At 40.8% G+C, this 20,329-nt stretch carries 22 protein-coding genes; 7 read left to right on the top strand and 15 right to left on the bottom strand.

Annotation, left to right across the window (positions count from 1 at the left end):
* The first annotated feature begins 125 nt into the window (after window positions 1-125).
* From serA to BS636_RS07115, 3 genes are all read left to right on the top strand, one after another.
* Window positions 126-1,358, top strand: coding sequence for a phosphoglycerate dehydrogenase (serA, locus tag BS636_RS07125; RefSeq protein ID WP_099338153.1), 1,233 nt, complete (start codon window positions 126-128; stop codon window positions 1,356-1,358).
* A gap of 134 nt (window positions 1,359-1,492) precedes the next feature.
* Entirely contained in the window at window positions 1,493-2,368 is an 876-nt protein-coding gene (locus BS636_RS07120) for an EamA family transporter (RefSeq protein ID WP_099338152.1), read from the top strand.
* Between the two features lie 252 nt (window positions 2,369-2,620).
* Window positions 2,621-3,499, top strand: a complete 879-nt coding sequence (locus BS636_RS07115) for an EamA family transporter (protein ID WP_099338151.1) — start codon at window positions 2,621-2,623, stop codon at window positions 3,497-3,499.
* Between the two features lie 65 nt (window positions 3,500-3,564).
* Here BS636_RS07115 and BS636_RS07110 read toward each other — a convergent pair whose 3' ends face one another.
* The 3 genes from BS636_RS07110 to truB form a co-directional block, all read right to left on the bottom strand.
* Window positions 3,565-4,032 carry a hemerythrin domain-containing protein gene (locus BS636_RS07110; protein WP_099338150.1) on the bottom strand — a complete coding sequence of 156 codons (468 nt, stop codon included), beginning with the start codon at window positions 4,030-4,032 and terminating at the stop codon, window positions 3,565-3,567.
* 126 nt (window positions 4,033-4,158) lie between these two features.
* Window positions 4,159-4,926 (bottom strand): sulfite exporter TauE/SafE family protein, encoded by a 768-nt coding sequence (locus BS636_RS07105; RefSeq protein WP_099338149.1) that lies wholly within the window; start codon window positions 4,924-4,926, stop codon window positions 4,159-4,161.
* 22 nt (window positions 4,927-4,948) lie between these two features.
* The gene (gene truB / locus BS636_RS07100; protein ID WP_099338148.1) at window positions 4,949-5,854 is read right to left on the bottom strand and encodes a tRNA pseudouridine(55) synthase TruB; all 906 of its coding nucleotides are present in this window, start codon (window positions 5,852-5,854) and stop codon (window positions 4,949-4,951) included.
* Window positions 5,855-6,009: 155 nt separating this feature from the next.
* On the opposite strand from truB, the gene BS636_RS07095 reads away from it, so the two are divergent.
* Together BS636_RS07095 and BS636_RS07090 are read left to right on the top strand one after the other, a co-directional pair.
* Entirely contained in the window at window positions 6,010-7,041 is a 1,032-nt protein-coding gene (locus tag BS636_RS07095) for a lipase secretion chaperone (protein ID WP_099338147.1), read from the top strand.
* Window positions 7,042-7,566: 525 nt separating this feature from the next.
* Window positions 7,567-8,553, top strand: coding sequence for an esterase/lipase family protein (locus BS636_RS07090; RefSeq protein WP_099339620.1), 987 nt, complete (start codon window positions 7,567-7,569; stop codon window positions 8,551-8,553).
* Window positions 8,554-8,614: 61 nt separating this feature from the next.
* Here BS636_RS07090 and rplS read toward each other — a convergent pair whose 3' ends face one another.
* From rplS to ispH, 12 genes are all read right to left on the bottom strand, one after another.
* Window positions 8,615-8,986, bottom strand: coding sequence for a 50S ribosomal protein L19 (gene rplS, locus BS636_RS07085; RefSeq protein ID WP_004787066.1), 372 nt, complete (start codon window positions 8,984-8,986; stop codon window positions 8,615-8,617).
* Between the two features lie 170 nt (window positions 8,987-9,156).
* Window positions 9,157-9,906, bottom strand: coding sequence for a tRNA (guanosine(37)-N1)-methyltransferase TrmD (trmD, locus tag BS636_RS07080; protein ID WP_099338146.1), 750 nt, complete (start codon window positions 9,904-9,906; stop codon window positions 9,157-9,159).
* A gap of 42 nt (window positions 9,907-9,948) precedes the next feature.
* On the bottom strand, window positions 9,949-10,497 hold the full coding sequence (rimM, locus tag BS636_RS07075; RefSeq protein ID WP_004787070.1) for a ribosome maturation factor RimM: 549 nt from the start codon (window positions 10,495-10,497) through the stop codon (window positions 9,949-9,951).
* Window positions 10,498-10,526: 29 nt separating this feature from the next.
* Entirely contained in the window at window positions 10,527-10,784 is a 258-nt protein-coding gene (gene rpsP / locus BS636_RS07070; protein ID WP_099338145.1) for a 30S ribosomal protein S16, read from the bottom strand.
* A 143-nt stretch (window positions 10,785-10,927) separates the two neighbouring features.
* Window positions 10,928-11,344 (bottom strand): type IV pilin protein, encoded by a 417-nt coding sequence (locus BS636_RS07065; protein WP_099338144.1) that lies wholly within the window; start codon window positions 11,342-11,344, stop codon window positions 10,928-10,930.
* 9 nt (window positions 11,345-11,353) lie between these two features.
* Window positions 11,354-11,752, bottom strand: a complete 399-nt coding sequence (locus tag BS636_RS16590; RefSeq protein WP_416202912.1) for a prepilin-type N-terminal cleavage/methylation domain-containing protein — start codon at window positions 11,750-11,752, stop codon at window positions 11,354-11,356.
* An 8-nt stretch (window positions 11,753-11,760) separates the two neighbouring features.
* Entirely contained in the window at window positions 11,761-15,465 is a 3,705-nt protein-coding gene (locus BS636_RS07055) for a pilus assembly protein (RefSeq protein ID WP_099338142.1), read from the bottom strand.
* An 11-nt stretch (window positions 15,466-15,476) separates the two neighbouring features.
* Window positions 15,477-16,250, bottom strand: a complete 774-nt coding sequence (locus BS636_RS07050; protein ID WP_099338141.1) for a PilX N-terminal domain-containing pilus assembly protein — start codon at window positions 16,248-16,250, stop codon at window positions 15,477-15,479.
* Window positions 16,247-17,092 carry a prepilin-type N-terminal cleavage/methylation domain-containing protein gene (locus BS636_RS07045; RefSeq protein ID WP_099339619.1) on the bottom strand — a complete coding sequence of 282 codons (846 nt, stop codon included), beginning with the start codon at window positions 17,090-17,092 and terminating at the stop codon, window positions 16,247-16,249. Before BS636_RS07045 ends, BS636_RS07050 begins: the two co-directional genes overlap by 4 nt.
* Window positions 17,089-17,532, bottom strand: a complete 444-nt coding sequence (locus BS636_RS07040; protein ID WP_099338140.1) for a prepilin-type N-terminal cleavage/methylation domain-containing protein — start codon at window positions 17,530-17,532, stop codon at window positions 17,089-17,091. Before BS636_RS07040 ends, BS636_RS07045 begins: the two co-directional genes overlap by 4 nt.
* Window positions 17,533-17,967 carry a pilus assembly FimT family protein gene (locus tag BS636_RS16465; RefSeq protein WP_228206938.1) on the bottom strand — a complete coding sequence of 145 codons (435 nt, stop codon included), beginning with the start codon at window positions 17,965-17,967 and terminating at the stop codon, window positions 17,533-17,535.
* A 163-nt stretch (window positions 17,968-18,130) separates the two neighbouring features.
* The gene (ispH, locus tag BS636_RS07030) at window positions 18,131-19,081 is read right to left on the bottom strand and encodes a 4-hydroxy-3-methylbut-2-enyl diphosphate reductase (protein ID WP_099338139.1); all 951 of its coding nucleotides are present in this window, start codon (window positions 19,079-19,081) and stop codon (window positions 18,131-18,133) included.
* A 134-nt stretch (window positions 19,082-19,215) separates the two neighbouring features.
* Between ispH and gmk the strand changes: the two genes are divergently transcribed.
* Complete coding sequence (gmk, locus tag BS636_RS07025) at window positions 19,216-19,839, top strand: guanylate kinase (RefSeq protein ID WP_099338138.1); 624 nt, start codon at window positions 19,216-19,218, stop codon at window positions 19,837-19,839.
* A gap of 74 nt (window positions 19,840-19,913) precedes the next feature.
* Window positions 19,914-20,195, top strand: coding sequence for a DNA-directed RNA polymerase subunit omega (rpoZ, locus tag BS636_RS07020; RefSeq protein WP_004896248.1), 282 nt, complete (start codon window positions 19,914-19,916; stop codon window positions 20,193-20,195).
* Window positions 20,196-20,329 lie beyond the last annotated feature (134 nt).

Below are 20,329 nucleotides of genomic sequence, written 5' to 3'. Positions count from 1 at the left end.
ATCATCATTTTCACCAATATCACTTGCAAAAATACCTGATATTCACGTCAAGATGGAAATGTGAATCAGCTGCTTTCCTATGCTATTATACGGCGACTAAATTTGGCCTTTGTAGCGGAGCCGTAATGAGCCAACATCTATCTCTACCTAAAGATAAAATCCGTTTTCTATTGTTAGAAGGCGTTCACCAGAACGCAATCGACACATTGAATGCAGCTGGATATACCAACATCGACTATCGTAAAACAGCGCTTGAGGGTGAAGCACTGAAAGAAGCGATCAAAGATGCGCACTTCATTGGTATCCGTTCCCGTACTCAGCTCACTGAAGAAGTGTTTGAAGCTGCGAACAAACTGATCGCGGTAGGATGTTTCTGTATCGGTACCAACCAGGTGAACCTGGATGCAGCAATGCGTCGCGGTATTCCGGTATTCAACGCACCATACTCAAATACTCGTTCGGTTGCTGAACTTGTACTTGCTGAAGCGATTCTTCTGCTTCGCCGTGTACCTGAAAAATCTACAGATACACACGCAGGCGGCTGGAACAAATCTGCTGTAGGTTCGTTCGAAACTCGTGGTAAGACTTTAGGTATCGTTGGTTACGGTTCAATTGGTTCACAACTTTCTGTACTTGCTGAAAGCATGGGCATGAAAGTGATCTATTTCGACACAGTGACTAAATTACCATTAGGTAATGCACGTCAGGTCGGCACAATGGGTGAACTTCTTGCAAATGCTGATGTTGTTTCTATCCATGTTCCTGATGTTCCGTCTACACGTAACTTCATGACTAAAGAACAATTCGCGCAAATGAAAGAAGGTTCAATCTTCATCAACGCAGCACGTGGTACATGTGTTGTGATCGAAGATCTGGCTGAGGCATTGAAATCTGGTCACCTTGCAGGTGCTGCGGTTGACGTATTCCCGAAAGAGCCTAAAGCAAATGGTGAAGAATTCATTTCTCCACTACGTAACCTTCCAAACGTGATTTTAACTCCACACGTGGGCGGTTCTACCATGGAAGCTCAGGCAAACATCGGTCTGGAAGTAGGCGAGAAATTCGTGGCTTATTCTGATAAAGGTATGACACTTTCTGCGGTGAACTTCCCAGAAATCGCGCTTCCATTGACTGAAGGCAAACACCGTCTGCTTCATATCCACAAAAACATCCCAGGTGTGCTGTCTAAGATCAACAACCTGTTTGCTGAACACGGCATCAACATCTCTGGTCAGACATTAATGACCAAAGGCGATGTGGGTTACTTGGTTATGGACGTAGATGCAACTGCATCTCAAGAAGCACTAGATACCCTACACCACCTTGAAGGTACAATCCGCGTTCGCGTATTGTTCTAATTCAGGTTTTTAAAAAACCACAGTCTTCGGACTGTGGTTTTTTTATTTTTCAGGGCAAAGTTTTTTTGCTCAATATAAAATTTACAGCTTGTGCTGCTCTCCCGCTGTTCGAATGCTCGAACCGAATTTAGTCCATGTCTGCTTTTAAAATTGCACCAGTCGTGCAAGCACCACTGATTCTGTTGATCGCCATGATCAGCATGCAAAGTAGTGGCTCCTTTGCAAAATATCTGTTCGGCCAGTTCCCGATCCTGACGGTTTCCGCGATGCGCCTGCTACTAGGTGCAGCTGTGTTGGCGCTGATTTTTAAAATATGGCAGATCAATTTCCGCCAAGTCAAATGGTCAGCCATTATTAGTTATGGGATTGCCTTGGCTGGCATGAATATGCTGTTTTATCTCGCAATTGACCGTTTGCCGCTCGGCATTGCAGTTTCTTTTGAATTTATTGGCCCGCTCAGCGTGGCGCTGTTTCATGCCCGACAGAAATTTGATTTTATCTGGGTAGGATTGGCAATTCTAGGTCTGGTTCTGTTGTTTCCTTTTGATCAAGCCGCACAACCACTCGATCCGCTTGGTATCCTATTTGCCTTAGGAGCTGGTAGCTGCTGGGCGCTCTATATCGTTGCAGGTCAAAAGCCTTCGGGAGTTTCCGGCAATCATACTGTGTGTCTGGGCATGTTTGTTGGCATGCTGATGCTGATGCCGATTGCGCTATTCGCAGGAATGCCTGCACATACTTTTGAACCAATCAGCCTGATGTACTTCTTAGCGCTGGCAGTCTTGGCAAGTGCACTTCCCTTCACTCTGGAAATGATTGCGCTCAGAAATTTAACTGCTTTGAGTTTTGGTACATTGATGAGTCTGGAACCTGCAGTCGCAGCACTCTCTGGTTTTGTCTTTCTAGGTGAGTCTTTATTATGGACCCAATGGCTAGCACTGAGCACCATCATCACCGCTTCAATCGGCTGTACAGTGACGATGCAAAAACGTAAGAATCAAACTATTTAAATTTAAATAATTAGCATTTTTTCGATTCAGGTATTTTTAAATTTAAAGTTTTGTAGAGTGGTTTTTATACTTTGAATTTAAAATTTTCAGATCCCCTATTTCGCTTAAAAATTTAAATTCATTTGCAGTAAATTTAAGGCTAATGTTCACAAAATATTCTTCCGCCTTACTCATCAAAAATTAACCAGTTTGCTATAATCTGCCTTTCTCCCTGACTTGAATTCTGCGCCGTTCCTGGTGCATTACCTTCCCATGCCAAACGCCCAACTCCTTGCTGTGTTGTACATGGTTTTATCCATGACTTCATACCAGATCAGTGCATCCTTCGCGAAGCAACTCTTTACCGTGCTGGATCCACTGACGGTGACCATTTTGCGTCTATGTTTTGCCGCAATTATTGTCTGCGTGATGTTCCGTTCCTGGAAAATCATCTCACGCCTACCGTATCTCAAATGGAAAGATCTGCTTTGCTATAGCGCGGCACTGGGGCTGATGAATATCCTGTTCTATATGTCACTGGGTAAGCTGCCTCAAGGAATTGCAGTCGGTCTGGAATTTGTTGGACCACTGGGTTTGGCACTTCTATCAATTAAAAACCGCAGCGACTACATCTGGGTGATCTTAGCAATTTTAGGGATCGCATTGATGGTGCCCTGGGGACAAGCCGCCAATCATCAGTTTGACCTATTTGGTGCTGCATGTGCATTAGGCGCAGGTCTATGTTGGGCCTTCTATATTTTCTTTGGTCAGCGCGTAGTGCAGCAAAATATGGGTATGCATGCGCTGACCATTGCCATCAGTATTTCTGCATTGTGTTTGCTACCATTTGGCTTATATAACAATGCAGCAGCAGTGCTCGATACTCAGCATTGGGGTAAGGCGATCACTATTGCGATTCTGGCAACAGCAATTCCTTATGCGCTAGATCTGAAAGCGCTTAAACAACTCAATAAGATGAGTTATGGCACGCTGTCCAGCCTCTCTCCTGCATTAGCAGCCTTAACCGGCTTTATACTGCTCGGTGAACGTATCGGGTTACTTCAATGGATTGCCCTAGCTTGTATTATGCTGGCTTCAGTTGGGGTCACCTTGCGTGCTGCACGTCAGGCTAGAAAAGCAAAAGCTGCTTAAAGCGCTTATAAAAAAGATGGCCATTCAGCCATCTTTTTTTGCATTATAAATTTTAAATTCAAAATTTAGCTTTGGACCAGCATATCTTTTTTCATGTCTTTATAACGCTGGTATTCATTCTTATATTGCACTGCTAAAGCGGTTTTCTGCTCTTCGACGAGAATTTTACCTGCCTGCTGGAAGAAGCCATGCTCCTCTTCTTTCAAATGGTGATGAACCTTTTCTGAAAGTCTTTTGGCAGTCGCAATCCAGCCTGGATTACTAAATTCGGTAGCTGTCAGCTCCTCAATCATCTCATCCATTTCATGATGTTCGGCTAAAGCATGACGGGTAATATTCAGCCCCGAATCGGTCATCATCAATGGAATATAGAAATAGCGATCTTCCGCTGTTTCATGGGCAAACAGTTCATTTTTGAGTTGCTTGAACAGTTCACGGCGTTCTGGTGTGTCCCCGGAAGTTTGTAATAATTTTTCAGCAAGATCACGCTGAATTTCATGACTTTCCCTAAGTGCTTCAAAAATGGTGGTCATGTAATTTTTCTCCTGTTTTTGTCATGGCTTTCTGCATCATAGAAAGAAAATGACAAGGGTTCAGGAGGTTTTATAAGTAGAAATTGTATGAAAAACTTTAATATTGAGAATAGTTTACATCTATTCTTAAATTAGAAACATCTGATAGGCCATGCGGCAAATTAGCAAACTGACCAGTATCAGAAACAGAATCCGGATAAAACCACTACCATATTTAAAGGCAAGTTTCACCCCAACGATTGAACCTGCGATATTCGCTACTGCCATCATGGCACCGATCATAAACAGTACATGCCCAGTGGGAATAAAGAAGCTTAATGCAGCCAGATTGGTGGTGAAATTGGCGATTTTCGAGAGTGCCGAAGCATGCAAAAAATCCACACTCAAATAACGGATAAAGAAAAAAATAAAGAAACTACCAGTGCCAGGGCCAAAAATCCCATCATAAAACCCGATCATCAAGCTGCCAATGGCAGCGAGTATCAGCATTTTTCGGGTCAGCTTCTGCTCGACATGCACCCGACCAAACTGCTTTTTCATGAAGGTGTAGATCGCAATAACGATCAGCATGACCAGCACAAAAGGCCTCAGAATTTCCACTGGAATCAGCGTGACACTGGCCGCGCCAGTAAAAGAACTGATATAGCTACACAGCGCAATCACGCCAAGTAAAGCCCACGGCAATTTCACCTGACGCAAATAGGAAAGTGCCGCAGAAGCCGTCCCACAAATAGAAGCCAGCTTATTGGTGCCGAACACCGTCGCTGGCGGTAGATGCGGCAAACTACTCATAATCGCCGGAATCTGGATCAGACCACCACCACCGACGGCGGCATCAATTGCTCCTGCCATAAAGGCAAAGCCAATCAGGCTGATGATGATCTCGATTTCCATATCAATTTTCTCTTAGTATTTTTTAGAGATTTAAAACGCGTTTTGGAACTAAGCGTTTTTTATCGGTAATTTCAGCCAAGCCTAAGCATTTTTCACCATCAAAGACCAACACTTGTGGCTCTGCCGGATGATCGATATTACTTTCCATACCACGACTAAAGTATTCCGCACGGCCCTCTGGTGCCTGAACCTGCGGGAAATGTTGTACTGGCGCATAAGCTGGTAACAATAAAGCTTCACGCTCTTCTTCGCTCAGGCTTTCCAGATATTCAATGGTATAAGTAGGAATAATGTCAAAATGACCAGTCTGCGTGCGGTGCAAATAAGTCAGATGACCATAGGTACCCAGTGCCTTGGCAATATCCTCACCCAATACTCGAATATACGTGCCTTTAGAACAGGTCACATCTAGCGTAATACTATTTTCAGTAAAAGATAAAAGCTCGATGGCATAAATGGTAATTGGCCGTGCCTCACGTTCAATCTCAATCCCTTGACGTGCCAACTCATACAGCGGACGGCCCTCTTTCTTCAAGGCAGAATACATCGGCGGGACCTGCTGGATCTCACCGATAAATTTGGCAAGCGTATCCTTGATCAGCTGTTCATTTAATTCAGGAACGGCTTGCTCGAGTAGAACCTCACCTTCGACGTCACCAGTAGTCGTGCTATGGCCTAGAAAAACCGTAGTTTGATAACGCTTGGTTGAATCCAGCAAATAATGTGAAAATTTGGTCGCCTCTCCCAGACAGATCGGCAATAAGCCAGATGCCAAAGGATCTAGCGCACCTGTATGTCCGGCTTTTTGCGCACGATACAGCCAGCGTACTTTTTGCAGCGCAGCATTGGAGCTGATGCCTAAAGGCTTATTTAACAGAAACACACCGCTGATATGACGACGCTGAATTTTAGGAGATGAAGATTTCATGGCAAAAAATCAGACAATTTTTAAGTTGGCGCAATGGTAAAACCCTGATCAATGATTTACAACTTATCTATGCGATTCAATTTGCATTTATGGCATATTGAGCCAATTCATTTTTAATAATAATTGAAGAAAAACAAAATAAAGGTGCATAGGACATGCAGAAATATAAAATCTGGATCATTGCTGTGCTGGTGATTCTATGTCTGATCACGCTGCTCTTGTGGCTTTCCCCTCAGGATGAAAAGCAAACTGAGAATGGGTCAGGTGGAGCTCAGGCAGCGATGCTAAATAGTGAATCCAATGCTGTGAATGTCAGTGCGCAGAATAATACTTTTTTTTCCAGCCCCAGCCAGCAAGATACCGAGATCAACTGTCAGATGCAGCTGGACAGCAGTAATCGCCTAATCGTGAATGAGCAGACCCGTAACTGTTTTGAATATTTCATTACCCAGTATGGTGAGAAAACTATTGAACAGATTCAGCAGGATTTCAAAACCTATATTTCCCAGAATCACAAAGAACCTGCCCTGTCGCAGATTCTGGATCTATGGGATCGCTATTTACAGTATCGTCAAAGTCTCGGTGAAATAACGCCACCAGCTGGTCTAAATCAGGAAGATCCGGCTTATTACCGTAGCATCTATACCAGTACCCAAAATCAGCGTAAGCGCTTCTTTTCCAATTATGAAATTGAAGGACTGTTTGGCACTGAAGATACCTATCATGAATATACTTTGGACCGCATGGCAGTCATGGCGGATAAGAACTTAAGCGAAGCTGAAAAAGCACAGAAACTGAAAGAACTGTTTCAACAGTTACCAGAAGACTGGCAAGAAAATCTGGAGCAACTGAATAAGCTGGAAGATTTGCGCAAACTCACTGCCGACATTAAAGCACGCAGTGGTTCTGCTGAGGAAATTCGTCAGATGCGTTTAAATCTGGTAGGTCCAGAAGCCACCCAACGTCTTGAAAGTCTGGATAGTGAACGTGCTAGCTGGAAATCGAGTGTGACCAGCTATTTAAATGAGCGCGATAACATCATGAAAAGCGGCTTAAATGACAATGCCAAGCAGAAAGCCGTTCAGGAATTACGTGCGCAGCATTTCAAAAAACCGGAAGAGCGACTGCGTGTAGAAACCTTTGAACAGGTACATGACAAAGGAGGCAAACTTCCTTTTGCTGATTAACCTTTAAAAAACTTTTAGGCTATAACCAATCAAGTTATGGCCTTTTTATTATTTTTGAAATCTGATCTCCTTACCTTGAGCTTATTTATTAAGATCTGACTTGATCTTCTTAGGGAGAATTTACTATTAATTACAATTTTATTATCTCAAACCGATAATTGAAAAATAATTAAAGTTAATTTATTTCAATAACTTATATTCAAAACAATTAATCTACTAAAGCATTTCCCACTTATCTGATTCGAAAGCCTGTCTATGACCTTAAATGACATGGCATTCACTGATCAGAATGAAAAAATACGCCTGCTTAAAAGCATAATTTCCCTAAGCGATTGAAGATGAAGACCATATTTTTAACTTCGGACTTCAGTAATAAATCAGGATAAGTACTTAAGGAAAACATTAGAAACATAAATAATCATAGCGTCATGAGGATAGTGCTTTCTGCTCATACCACCTCTCTAGATTGACGAGGTTAAAAATGGCAAGGACAGCCTTTAGAAAACAACAATAGAGGTCATAATGATGAAAATTGGACTATTCACAGCGGGTCTTGTTTTGGCAAGTGCCTGCTTTAACGCACAGGCTGCAACTCAGGCCAGTCAAGTTACTGCAAAAGCCAGTTCCAGCTATGCAAAAACTAAATACCCAATCGTGTTTGTACATGGCATGGCGGGCTTTATCCGAGTCGGTACAGATCAGTTTGGCTTAGATTACTGGTACCAGATTCTGCCAGATCTGGCACGTAACGGCGCAAATGTCTGGGCAACTCGTGTTTCCCCATTTAACTCGACTGAAATTCGTGGCGAGCAACTTCGACATCAAGTAGAAGAAATCGCGGCAATTACTGGCGCTAAAAAAGTAAACCTGATTGGCCACTCACATGGTGGGCCAACAATTCGTTATGTAGCACGTACTCGATCTGACTTGGTAGCCTCATTAACCGCTGTGGGTGCTACCAATAAAGGCTCACCAGTGTCTGATCTCATTCTAACTATCCGTGATATTGCACCTGTACTAGAAACCCCGGTTACCTCTGTGGTTAATGTCCTGTCTAAAACCATTACATGGGCACAAGGATTAGATCCGAATAGTTTTCCTCATGATTCTTTAGCAAGTGCCAACAGCTTAAGTGTTCAAGGTTCGGCAAAGTTTGCTCAACAGTATCCGTTGGGTATGCCAACTACTGCCTGTGGTGAAGGTGCTTATAAAGCAAAGTATGATGGAAATGAGATTTACAATTATTCATTTACTGGGGTCGGTACAGTCACTAATTTACTCGATATAGACTCCGTCTTAAAAGCAACCAGCCTATTAATTGATGGTGGTCGAGATAACGATGGACTTGTACCACGCTGTAGTGCCAAGTTTGGTAAAACTATTCGAGATAACTACAACTGGAATCATCTGGATGAAGTTAACCAGGTACTTGGATTGAAAAATATATTCGCACCAGATCCGGTGGATGTTTACCGTCAGCATGCCAACCGATTAAAGCTACAAGGTCTATAAAATTCAAACATAAAAAAATGCGCCCAAAGGCGCATTTTTTTGCTTGAAAGCAAGGCTAAAATTAACCTTGTTTACGAGCTGGCAATTTTTCACGAATACGTGCAGCTTTACCAGACAATTCGCGTAGGTAGTAAAGTTTAGCACGACGAACGTCACCACGACGTTTCACTTCGATTTTAGCAACGATTGGAGAGTGAGTTTGGAACACACGCTCAACACCCACACCGCTAGAAATTTTACGTACTGTGAACGCAGAGTTCAGACCACGGTTTTTCTTAGCGATTACAACGCCTTCGAACGCTTGTAGACGTTCACGGTCGCCTTCTTTTACTTTTACTTGGACAACTACTGTGTCACCTGGTGCAAAAGCTGGGATGTCTTGTTTAAGCTGAGCATTTTCAACAGCTTGTACTAAAGGATGCTTACCGCTCATGGGGTATCTCCAATATGTGTGGGTCAGAAGAGGTCTGATTCCACTGGGGCTAGAGGCTAAAGCGCATAGACCCGATTGACTTTCCCTTTATGCTTGACCGCTTCAATGCATAAAGAGCCTATTTTAAATATTTAAACAACATTGCTTAAATACAGATTTGGACAACAGGTTTAGTTGTTGCCACTTTGCAAATCTTTTAGCCATTTCTTTTGCTGCTTGGTCAGTTCAACTTTTTCCACCAACTCAGGTCGGCGTTCCAAAGTGCGCTGATATCGCTGCAAAAACCGCCATTTCTCAATATTGGCATGATGTCCCGATTTTAAAATGTCTGGCACATCCATACCTTCAAAATGGTCTGGCTTGGTATATTGTGGGCAATCTAGCAGACCATCCACAAATGAGTCTTGCACGTGTGATTGTTCATCCGACATAGCACCCGGAAGTCTCCGGATAATACTGTCCAATAAAACCATCGCGGGGAGCTCTCCACCCGATAAGACGTAATCTCCAATCGACCATTCCTGATCAACATATTTCTGGATCAAACGTTCATCGACACCTTCATAACGTCCACACAATACAATCAGTCCGTCATATTTAACGAAGTCCTGTACTGCAGCTTCATTTAAGGTTTTTCCTTGCGGTGACATATACACCACTGGAACATGAACTGCACCCGCTTGCGCTGCAAGCTCTTTAGCACGGTGAATTGCTTTCGCTAATGGCTCAGCCATCATCACCATACCGGGACCACCACCAAATGGACGTTCATCCACCCGTTTGTAGTTCCCTTCAGCAAATTCGCGTGGATTAATGCAATGAATTTGCATCAAATCACGTTTTACTGCGCGCCCGCTAATACCGTAGGCTGTAATCGCTTCAAACATTTCAGGAAAAAGCGTAATGACTGCAAAGAACACCGCAGACTCCTCATTTTCCTGCTGCGTTAATCCTATTAAGGATTAATAATCTACGCCCCAATTCACGTAGATACGACCAGCTTCCAGATCAACACGCTGTACCACATCTTTATGCCATGGAATCATTCGCTCTTCGCCATCGACGCTGTCAGCAGTAGCGCGAACTACCATCACATCATTGGCACCTGTTTCAAACATTTCATGGATTTGGCCGAGATTCACTTCCTGTTCTTCTTCATCCAGACCTAACACAGTTAGACCTTTCAAATCAGACCAGTAATACTCATCCACGCCGGGTTGAGGCAGTTGCGATTTAGAGATCCAGACATTAGCACCAACCAGACCGTCTGCTGCAGTGCGATCACTCACACCCTTCAGCGAAACAACCAGACCTTTGCCATGTGGTTTCCAACGTTTTACATCGACAATTTGCCAACCTGCTTTGGTCTCAATGTACCAAGGAAGGTAGTCAAATATATTGCTCATAGGTTCTGTATTGGAATAGACCCAGAGCCACCCATTTAATCCATATGCTGAACGTAACTGTCCAATCTGAATACGATCTTCGGGAACATTCTGTGTTGGTGTCATGGGCAAATTACTACCTAATTTATAAAAAATTATGCAGCAACTGCAGCTTTCTTAGCTTGAGCAGCTAAAGAAGCAACACGTTCCGAAGGTTGTGCACCTTGAGAAACCCAGTGAGCAAAACGGTCAGCATCTAAACGAAGTTTTTCTGCTTTACCTTGAGCTGTAGGGTTGAAGAAACCGATACGTTCGATGAAACGACCGTCACGTGCATTACGGCTATCAGTCACAATGATTTGATAGAACGGACGTTTTTTAGCACCACCGCGTGCAAGACGAATAACAACCATGATAGAACCTTATAGTTTTTACGGATTATTCATGTACCGACCACCGGAACACTTCAAACCCCTTTCATAGAGGGCAATATTTTACGCGAAGTTTGCCCTGAATGAAAGATCAAAAATTGGTTGGCTACAATTTTGAATTTGGGTTAGCGACCGTCCCACGGCTCACATGCCCCTGAGATTTTTTCCCAGCATTGCTGACCTGAACTATTTAATGTAATAGCACCGGTATTTGCCATAGAATTTGCAGGTGTAGCTTTTAAAGTCCAAGAATGTTTATCCGCTGACACCGTTAACTGTAAACCATAATTTTCTGTTCCACTATTTGGAATTTTAGCTACCATAAATGGAGCTGATGCAGCATTTGTATAATCGCCATAAGCCACTTTATAAGCAGATAGCTGATTCGCTATCTCCAGCATGGTCGTTTGTGCTTCAACTCTCTTGGTACGTGCCTGATAACCTGTATAACTTGGATAAGCAATTGCAGCCAAAATCCCCAAGATCACCACAACAATCATTAACTCAATGAGTGTAAAACCGTTATTAAAATATGACTTCATTTTTTCACCTCATTGACATTGTGATGGGACTGTACATGTAGTATCAGACCATTCACATGTCGCACCTTGGCTATTTGAAGCAAAATTTTTGTATAAACTTGCATCATCTAATGTTTGGTTTACACAAGATTTAATAGACCATTTTCTCAACTCAGCAGAAACTGTAGTTGTATAGACAGTTTTAGTTCCTGCTTTTGCTAACAAGCTTTTTCCATTTAAACCCTCATAACTAAAATTACGGGTCTTTTCTTTTTCAAGCTCCATACTCAAATCAGCGATCTGTTGCAAAGCAAGCTTTTCATTACCTCTACGAACCTGAGCCTGATAACTTGGCAGCGCAATGGCTGCCAAGATTGCTAGAATAATAACTACAATCATTAACTCTATCAGAGTAAAGCCTGTGTTTATTTTCATAACTATTCACCACCAGAATTAAATGGTAAATATTCAAACCAACGTTTTGGTACCAATTTATCCAACACTGCATATTCTGGAGGGGCTGGACTAACATCTTTATTGAAAATAAGAGTTCTATGATTCGCCTGAGTCCGACCTGCACCAAATGTCAAACCAACAATACCAGCCCCCAATTCAGCAATTTTTTCCGGATTACTTGTTGAAGTGGTTCCAAAACAAGTTTTATCACCGTATGGCAGACAGAATTTATATGCGATACTTTTTCCTGTTACACCACCCGTACAATCATCTGCTCCACCCTCTTCTTTCGCTGTACTCGCATCTGGATTGAACACTGAATAATACAGATCATTATCGATTGCAATTCCTTCCTCTATACCACGTAATTGTTTCCCATCTGACTTAGGCATCGGATAGAACCAGCCTTTATGAGTTCCTTTATTAAAAGTAGAGGTACTACTTATATCGAGCATAGAATTTAAAGTGATTACTGTAGGAGCAGTGACCGTTGTCTGAGTAACTGTATCATCCTTAATCGCGACAATATAATCTGTTGGATAATTGGTCTCGGTAACTAACGGACTACTACGATCCCCTGAAGCAAGTGTAACCATAGCAAAGCGTTCACCTTTATCATCTTTATGAATCGTGAATGTAGGAGCCTCATAAAAACGTCTTGGGTTTTTCCCATCAGTATTTAGGTCTGCAATTTTTACTGCCTGCTGAACTAATGGTGTATTAACAGCGCTTACACCTAATTTAGAATTAAAATCAACACGGAAGACCTGTCCTCCCAAATCACCGACATATAAGTGGTCTGTAATCCCATCACCGTTTCGGTCAACTGCTTTAACACGTGATGGAATACTATGTGTCATAGTATCAATCTTCGTTGAAGAAGTACTATTGGTAGCATTACTACTTCCCCACCACAACAAAGAACCTGCTTTTGTATTAGTATCATAGTCTTCAGCAGCAAAGATATAGATCCCATTTCCTTTAACGGTTCCGGTTACATCTTGACTCTCATACTTACGGTCATATCCCCCACCTACAATCATGGCTAACTTCTTATGGCCTTTCCAAGGAATATAAGTGACGACTGGTTTTGACCAACTTTCTCCCATATAAGATAAAGCTCCAGAAATATGATTATCTGGTTTAATAGCAAAGAGGAGTTTTGGTTTGCTAGAGGTTTTGCCTAAATCTGTTAAATCCAATGCATAATAACTTCTGCCACCCATACGAAGGCCACCATAAGCATATTGCTTTTTGGCAGTCATAATTTCTTTATCTCCTTCGAAGGCATATTCATACTCAGTATGAGCAACCCATGGACCATCTACACCATAGAAGAAATTATCTGTATCAGTAGTCGTAAATCGCGACATAGCAAGTGATTCTGCAAAGCCTTTTTCTTGGCTATTATTAGTCCGTGTTAAAAACTCACTTGGTAAGAAACTAAATACTTCTTCACCAGAATCTGCATCTACGACTTGTACTAAACCCTGGGTAGTACCCGCCAAAATATAATCTTCTCGTTCCGTAATGCCATATTCACCATCTTGTTCCTCAAATACACCTCTTTGGGTCAGCATAATTGGTGTCGAGTGAATGACAGAACCCATTTGAAAATCTTGAGCGCTGTTTTTAGTTTCAAGATAATTTAATTGATCAGCAAACGATTTACCTTCGAGCTCATTAAAATCTGTTTGAGTGAGTTTAGAATAGCCGAGCAAACCAAATAAATAGTGTTTTTTGTTCTCAAGTATTTCATCATCATCCAAGCTATCATGAATAATAAGCTGTAAATCACCATTCTGATCTAAGTAAATTTTACGTTTAAAACTTATATTACCTGAGCTGTCTAAAGGGTTTTTATTCACTTTCAGTTTACTTAATAAACCACCCCATGCCATATAGACATCATCATCCGAACTACCAGCACTGTCATACCAATAATCACTTAATTTTTCTTGAATTTTACCAGCTTTAAATACAGGTTTATCTGACTGATCTACGATTGTGCCAGAACTCGTTTTGACTGCAAACTTCTTTAGGTTTCCTGCCCATAATTGTTCATCACCACCCACAATAGGCTTAAACATTGGGAAATAAGAATAGTTTTGCAATTGCGTTGGATTCAAGGCATCTACAGGAATGGTATTAGTTCCCATAGTAGAGCCTTCAATTTCTACCGACACATCACTTACAAATTGCTGAATACTATCAACCAAATCATCTGTAGATTGTGCAGTATAGAATCCACCTTTACCATAATTGGATCTCTTTTCACCTAAATAGCATAAAGATTGTAAATCTCCACTTTCTCCAGTAAGCAAAGTACAGTCAAAATTGCCTTTGGAGTTCACTTTTAATTGGGCCTCATCAAAATTTTTATAATACATACCCCCAAAACCGACTGTTGCTGTTTTAATATTTTTAGCTTTATCTGCAGCAACATAATTGACACTCCCTCCCAAGTACCTCCAATATTTTTTTAATCCTTGAGGATTATTTCCTTGGGGTATCTCACTTGCTGTCTTTGTTTCTACTAAAACACCTCTATCATTATATATTTTCAGTTTAAATGGGGTTGCTTCATTATCTCGCAAGTAACTACCACCTGAACTTTGTGGCACACCATCTGTAAGCAAATAAACTCCATTTCCACTACATTCTGGTGAAATATTGCCTTTAGAACTAAAGTTAACTTTATTATAGTGAGATAAAGCTGCTTCATTAAAACCTTCTGCAATTGGAGTTCCATTACCGGTGCTTATATCTTGAATTGCTTTGGCTAAAATTTCTTTACCATCATCATCCATGCTTCTAAATTTCACTTTACCCGAGTCGTCTAGGAACTTTGGATGCGTAGTAGCTGAGGAACCCTTATATGTTCCTAGCGCAAAATAAATATCTTCATTAAGATCTGGATTAAAAATCACAGAGTAAAGCCCTTTTTTCAAGATAGACAAACGCGTCAAACACCTATAAAAAGTGGATCCTGTAGACTCCTGTTCGCAGATTTTTTTAATTTTATTACCATATGTAACATCTAAGGCATGATCAGTTAAATCATTAAGATTAACACGACAATATGAATCACCTTTCTCTGCATATATATATTCACTATATGTTAAGTTACTAGTAAGTTTATTATAATTATTGCTCGGACAAATATTTTTACTTGCGACAGTTGTACATACATTTTCTGTATATTTTTCAATAATATTTTTACTCTCGTATTTATTATTATTGTCAGTTCGTGTCCAACCTGTGCTGAATGTACTTTTCACGTTATGTGTTCCGTTTCCAGCACCTACATAGGTTAACCTTGAAGTAGAGGAATTAAAAGTATACGCTCCTCCACTCTCTTTCTTATAATAGATACGATTACCATTACTAGAAGTGGTATGAACATATATAATTACATTTCGAGATTTTTCTTCAGGAGCACATTTTTGTACTCGCTGAGTTGAATGTCCGTAGTCACTATTTAAGCTCATAGACTCCATACTAGCTGATGCATCTAGCATGAAGTAAATATTTACACCACCTGTACCCCCAGCCTGATAAATATCAATATCAGACGCTGAAATTTGGGTAGGAATACCACTTACAATTAATGCTGTCACAGATGCAGATAAAGCCGATACTTTAAATTGCATCCATTTTGTTTTCATCTGTGTGCTAATTTTCATAACGGCTCCCCCTATGAACCTGTGGATTCATATTTTTTAATAAACTGACCTAGATTGTATTCAGCGACCTGTGTTTTAAATGGAATACTTTCACCACTCAAACACTCAGAGACAGTCGGTAAATCTGAATCCGGATCATCGATATAACTTAAATTTTGCATACAATCATTTATGGTTTTATTCGTTGCAGAACTGAGTACAGGCATAACTGTGGTTGAGGTTACAACTACACGTAATGTGTCCTCTAGCTTTCCTGTTTCAGCATCTGTACCAATCTGATAATGGGAAAATGGCTCATCATCAGACATACCAGCTACACGAACGGAAATTTGCGTCATGGCCGCTCCCCGTCCACTTACAAAATCAGATTTTGAATTATTAACTTGGCAAAATCCCATATTTGAAGAGCCACCGATATGCTCTTTTTTTAGTTTTTCTGAACCACCTTCGAGTTCTGAATAGACTAAACTCACCTTACCAAGTTGATAGAATTTCGTAGAACCACCACGATAACAAAGTACTAGTTCTTTATTACGGTTATCAGCCATTTTAGGAAAACCAAATAACCCTGTTCCAACCAATTGACTCTTAATAAAAGCTAAATTTTCAATATAATAAAATGAAGCATCATTATTTTGATCCATGATGTTGTTTGCTTGGCTGTTAGTAGCAATCTTAAGACCAAAAACACTCCCTCTCATGGCCATTGCCCCAATAATCGTAAGCAATATCACGACCACCATCACCACAACAATTGTTGAACCTTTTTGACTTGCTTTGTTCATAGCTCCTCTCCCAATCCATTGCGCAAAGCAATTGTCCGTTCAACAGGAATCCATACATATTTTTTCTTTTCGGCAGTTGGTTTTGTTATTGAGTATTTGCTACCAAATATATTTTGCTCTAATTTTTCTACTGAATTATCAGTAACACCATTTAAGGAACGCGCTAAGATGCCAATTTGTAAAGAAACAGCTTTAGATGTGTTAGAAAGTGCTTTAAATTCAGCCAATGTTTTATATGACATATTATTCGCACTATCTCTTACCCCGACCCGAACTTTGAACAAGTCAACGCCTTTCATAATAATCTGTCCGGTTCCATTTAAACCCGTTAGTGCAGTACCTTCTTTATATTGCCCTGCATCACATGCCAACACATAATCATTGGCACCACCATTATCATCTTTTCTTATAAAGTAACGTTGAACAACAACATCAGCAGCACCAATACTATTACCTTCACAATCATATTCTTTAGTCTGATCAGGCTTATATTGAATAACTAAGACATCACTTTTAGCAGTTATAAAGCCAGATCCGCTCCCATCTCCTGAAACAGGTGCACTCCCAGCTCCAGCCATATAATTGCTTGTATTTACAATTAATCCAGATACATGAGCCGGTTTAATTTCAGAAAATGGCAAATTAAGGTTTGTGAGCTTAATATCATCCGCAACATAGTTAATGCCTATGTTTGCATTATCTTGCAATCCTTGAATTGATTCTTGAAATGCCAAACTTCGCTGGCCTGAAATAAGCATTTGAAATGCAGCACCCACTATAATGAGACCAAGTACAAGAGAAACCATAAGTTCAATCAGTGTAAAACCATGTTGCTTATTCATTGGTAAGCCTCCACAACTACACACTTAGCGTCAGATTTATATGAAAACTTATTAGTTTCGGTGCAGGAACCTGGATTAGCATCCGTTTCTCCCCATGCAACATAAATACATTGACGACCATTCTGCGTATCAGGACAGGTAAACACACCGACATTCATCCCTCTTTGACTCGCCAAAGCATTCACCTCACTCCAATCCTTACCAGCAAATGTAGTTCCAGAACATGAGGATTTTAGACAGTCCTTATAGGAAGCTCGACTCACATACATACGTTCTGCAAGATTTCTGGCAATATTGACCGCTTCAACCCGGTTTAACGACTCGGAAGCAGCTTCCAGAGTCCTATATTGCAAAGCAATAAATCCCATAACTGCGACTGCAAGAATGACCAATGAAGCAATAATCTCAATTAAGCCCACACCTTTTTGATTATTTATCATTCACACCCCTCCAGGACAACTGCTAGTATTTGAAAGTATTCCCAATTTATCTATTTTTATTGCTCTAGTATGCTCACCATCAAGCTCAGAAATACTCAAACATGCTCCATCAGAAATATCAGCCAAACCATTACTGTAAAAGACAATTTTTTTATTTTTCATATTAAAATCAAATTTAGAATCGTCAATATCAATAAAAATCGTATTAGAAGCCCCTGATGTCGCAGAACTAAACTTAACTGTCATAGGTTTATTTTGCAGGCGAGCTTCTGTACGCGCCTCGGTCAGCGCCAATCTCAGCTTATTTTCCTGCTCTTTTATCTGTTGATTTTTTCTAAAATCATTCATTGAAGGAGCAGCAATAGATGCAATGATCGCAAGCACCCCAATTGTTACCATGAGCTCTATAAGCGTAAATCCTTTATTTTTCTGCATCTCATCCCCAAAGCAACAAAACTTTACCGCATTAAATATAATATCTAATTAAATTACACAACTAACACAAATCAGGATAAGTGGCATAAAAAAACAGATAACTATCGAATTAATTATCTGTCTTTATATAAATGAAATTAGAATTTTAACTAACTCACGCTTTTTATGCTTGAGTTACCGGTATTCTTAATTCTTTCGGCAAACTGAAAGTAATATTTTCTTCTCGACCTTCAAGTTCGTTTGGCACTGCCGCCCCCCAATCCTGTAATCGTTGAATAACCTGCTTGATCAAGATTTCAGGTGCTGATGCTCCGGCAGTTACACCCACCTGAGTTTGCCCCATAAACCATTCCTGTTTTAGCTCATCAGCATTATCCACCAGATAAGCAGATTTCCCCATACGTTCAGCCAATTCACGTAAACGGTTTGAGTTTGAAGAATTTGGTGAACCGACTACCAATACCACATCACAACGATTTGCAAGGTCACGTACAGCATCCTGACGGTTTTGTGTGGCATAACAGATATCATCTTTACGCGGACCTTGAATTAAAGGGAATTTTTTGCGAAGCGCATCAATGACTTTAGCTGTATCATCAATCGACAAAGTGGTTTGAGTTACAAAGGCTACACGATCTGGATTACGAACGGCTAATGCTGCTACATCATCTTCATCTTCAACCAGATAAATGTCACCACCATTTTTCTTGTCATACTGCCCCATGGTGCCTTCAACTTCAGGATGACCTTCGTGACCGATGAGAATAGCTTCCACCCCTTCTCGGGCATATTTGGTGACTTCAATATGTACTTTAGTGACTAGAGGACAAGTAGCATCAAAGACTTTTAAGCCACGGCGTTCCGCTTCTTGCTGTACTGCTTTAGATACACCATGGGCACTAAAAATGACGATATTGTCATCTGGCACTTCATCCAGTTCATCGACAAAGATTGCACCACGTTGGCGCAAGTCATCTACCACAAATTTGTTATGTACCACTTCATGACGCACATAAATTGGTGGATTAAAGCATTCTAAGGCACGGTTCACAATCGCAATGGCACGATCCACACCGGCACAGAAACCACGCGGGTTGGCTAACACAATTTCCATAGAATCCTCAATACTCAGTCAATGTATAGCACTACAATTGAAATAAATGTAAAACAATCGACGTACAACTATTTAGTTTAAAGTCGGTCTACTCTAAAATAGAGAAGATATTTTATCATATCAGGAAAAATATCATGTCGGGTCTCTTGTTTGTCGTTTCTGCTGCGTCTGGAACAGGCAAAACATCCCTCGTTAAAGCACTACTTGAACGTGTGAATAATCTTCATGTCTCTGTTTCACATACGACACGTGGTCAACGACCTGGCGAACTTGATGGTGTTCACTATCATTTTGCAACCAAAGAAGACTTCTTAAACCTGGTGAATGAAGGCGGTTTTATTGAATATGCTGAAGTCTTTGGTAATTACTACGGTACTGCACAAGCCACTGTAAAACAGCAACTGGCTAAAGGTCATGATGTTTTACTTGAAATTGACTGGCAAGGTGCTGAACAGGTTCGCCGCCTTTTTCCTGAATCCAAACAAATTTTCATCTTGCCACCAAGCCAGTTTGATTTGCGTCAACGCCTGTCTAACCGTGGTACAGACTCTGTTGAAGTGATTGAGCATCGCTTGAGCTGTGCAGTTGAAGATATGCAGCAATATAGCAACTTTGATTATGTGATTATCAATGATGACTTTAATAAGGCCCTGCATGATCTCGAAGCTGTAATTATTGCTAATCGTTTAGTACTTTCTCAACAAGCACAGCGTCACGAAAAACTGATTCAGGCCTTAATTACTCCAAGCGAAGAGTGATTAAAACTTGAGTCTACAGGCAAAGCATTTTATACTTCGCAGTCTGTTAAAATATTACTCAAACGAGAATTCTTATGGCACGCGTAACCGTTGAAGATTGTTTAGACCATGTGGACAACCGCTTTGAGCTTGTACTAGTGGCAAGCAAACGCGCGCGTCAATTGGCACGTCAAGGCATTGAACCAACTGTAGAATGGGACAATGACAAGCCAACCGTTGTTGCTCTACGTGAAATTGCAGTCGGTCATGTATCTAAAGACATCCTGAAACAACGCGATCAAGACTACCAGACTTCTAGTCTAGACCTTGCACTTTCAGCAAATAATCTAAATCTGGACGGTTTTTCTTTCCAATAAGAAACCCTTCCTATAAAAAGCCTAGTTTATAACTAGGCTTTTTTTGTGTTGTGACTTTTATATTCTGTTGAGAACGGTTATAACATAAGGTCGAGTCATCAAGTTTATGTGGTTTTTCCGTGAATAGCAGCGGA

It is taken from the genome of Acinetobacter sp. LoGeW2-3 (genome assembly GCF_002688565.1).
Classification (GTDB): domain Bacteria; phylum Pseudomonadota; class Gammaproteobacteria; order Pseudomonadales; family Moraxellaceae; genus Acinetobacter.
The sequence above is the reverse complement of the archived record's forward strand: the minus strand, read 5'-3'. Positions and strand labels throughout refer to the sequence as shown.

What these genes read in the sequence shown, in the direction of transcription:
- serA (WP_099338153.1), top strand. Translation starts at nt 126, where the DNA reads ATGAGCCAACATCTATCTCTACCTAAAGATAAAATCCGTTTTCTATTG.
- BS636_RS07120 (WP_099338152.1), top strand. Translation starts at nt 1,493, where the DNA reads ATGTCTGCTTTTAAAATTGCACCAGTCGTGCAAGCACCACTGATTCTG.
- BS636_RS07115 (WP_099338151.1), top strand. Translation starts at nt 2,621, where the DNA reads ATGCCAAACGCCCAACTCCTTGCTGTGTTGTACATGGTTTTATCCATG.
- BS636_RS07110 (WP_099338150.1), bottom strand. Translation starts at nt 4,032, where the DNA reads ATGACCACCATTTTTGAAGCACTTAGGGAAAGTCATGAAATTCAGCGT.
- BS636_RS07105 (WP_099338149.1), bottom strand. Translation starts at nt 4,926, where the DNA reads ATGGAAATCGAGATCATCATCAGCCTGATTGGCTTTGCCTTTATGGCA.
- truB (WP_099338148.1), bottom strand. Translation starts at nt 5,854, where the DNA reads ATGAAATCTTCATCTCCTAAAATTCAGCGTCGTCATATCAGCGGTGTG.
- BS636_RS07095 (WP_099338147.1), top strand. Translation starts at nt 6,010, where the DNA reads ATGCAGAAATATAAAATCTGGATCATTGCTGTGCTGGTGATTCTATGT.
- BS636_RS07090 (WP_099339620.1), top strand. Translation starts at nt 7,567, where the DNA reads ATGAAAATTGGACTATTCACAGCGGGTCTTGTTTTGGCAAGTGCCTGC.
- rplS (WP_004787066.1), bottom strand. Translation starts at nt 8,986, where the DNA reads ATGAGCGGTAAGCATCCTTTAGTACAAGCTGTTGAAAATGCTCAGCTT.
- rimM (WP_004787070.1), bottom strand. Translation starts at nt 10,497, where the DNA reads ATGACACCAACACAGAATGTTCCCGAAGATCGTATTCAGATTGGACAG.
- rpsP (WP_099338145.1), bottom strand. Translation starts at nt 10,784, where the DNA reads ATGGTTGTTATTCGTCTTGCACGCGGTGGTGCTAAAAAACGTCCGTTC.
- BS636_RS07065 (WP_099338144.1), bottom strand. Translation starts at nt 11,344, where the DNA reads ATGAAGTCATATTTTAATAACGGTTTTACACTCATTGAGTTAATGATT.
- BS636_RS07055 (WP_099338142.1), bottom strand. Translation starts at nt 15,465, where the DNA reads ATGAAAATTAGCACACAGATGAAAACAAAATGGATGCAATTTAAAGTA.
- BS636_RS07050 (WP_099338141.1), bottom strand. Translation starts at nt 16,250, where the DNA reads ATGAACAAAGCAAGTCAAAAAGGTTCAACAATTGTTGTGGTGATGGTG.
- BS636_RS07045 (WP_099339619.1), bottom strand. Translation starts at nt 17,092, where the DNA reads ATGAATAAGCAACATGGTTTTACACTGATTGAACTTATGGTTTCTCTT.
- BS636_RS07040 (WP_099338140.1), bottom strand. Translation starts at nt 17,532, where the DNA reads ATGATAAATAATCAAAAAGGTGTGGGCTTAATTGAGATTATTGCTTCA.
- BS636_RS16465 (WP_228206938.1), bottom strand. Translation starts at nt 17,967, where the DNA reads ATGCAGAAAAATAAAGGATTTACGCTTATAGAGCTCATGGTAACAATT.
- ispH (WP_099338139.1), bottom strand. Translation starts at nt 19,081, where the DNA reads ATGGAAATTGTGTTAGCCAACCCGCGTGGTTTCTGTGCCGGTGTGGAT.
- gmk (WP_099338138.1), top strand. Translation starts at nt 19,216, where the DNA reads ATGTCGGGTCTCTTGTTTGTCGTTTCTGCTGCGTCTGGAACAGGCAAA.
- rpoZ (WP_004896248.1), top strand. Translation starts at nt 19,914, where the DNA reads ATGGCACGCGTAACCGTTGAAGATTGTTTAGACCATGTGGACAACCGC.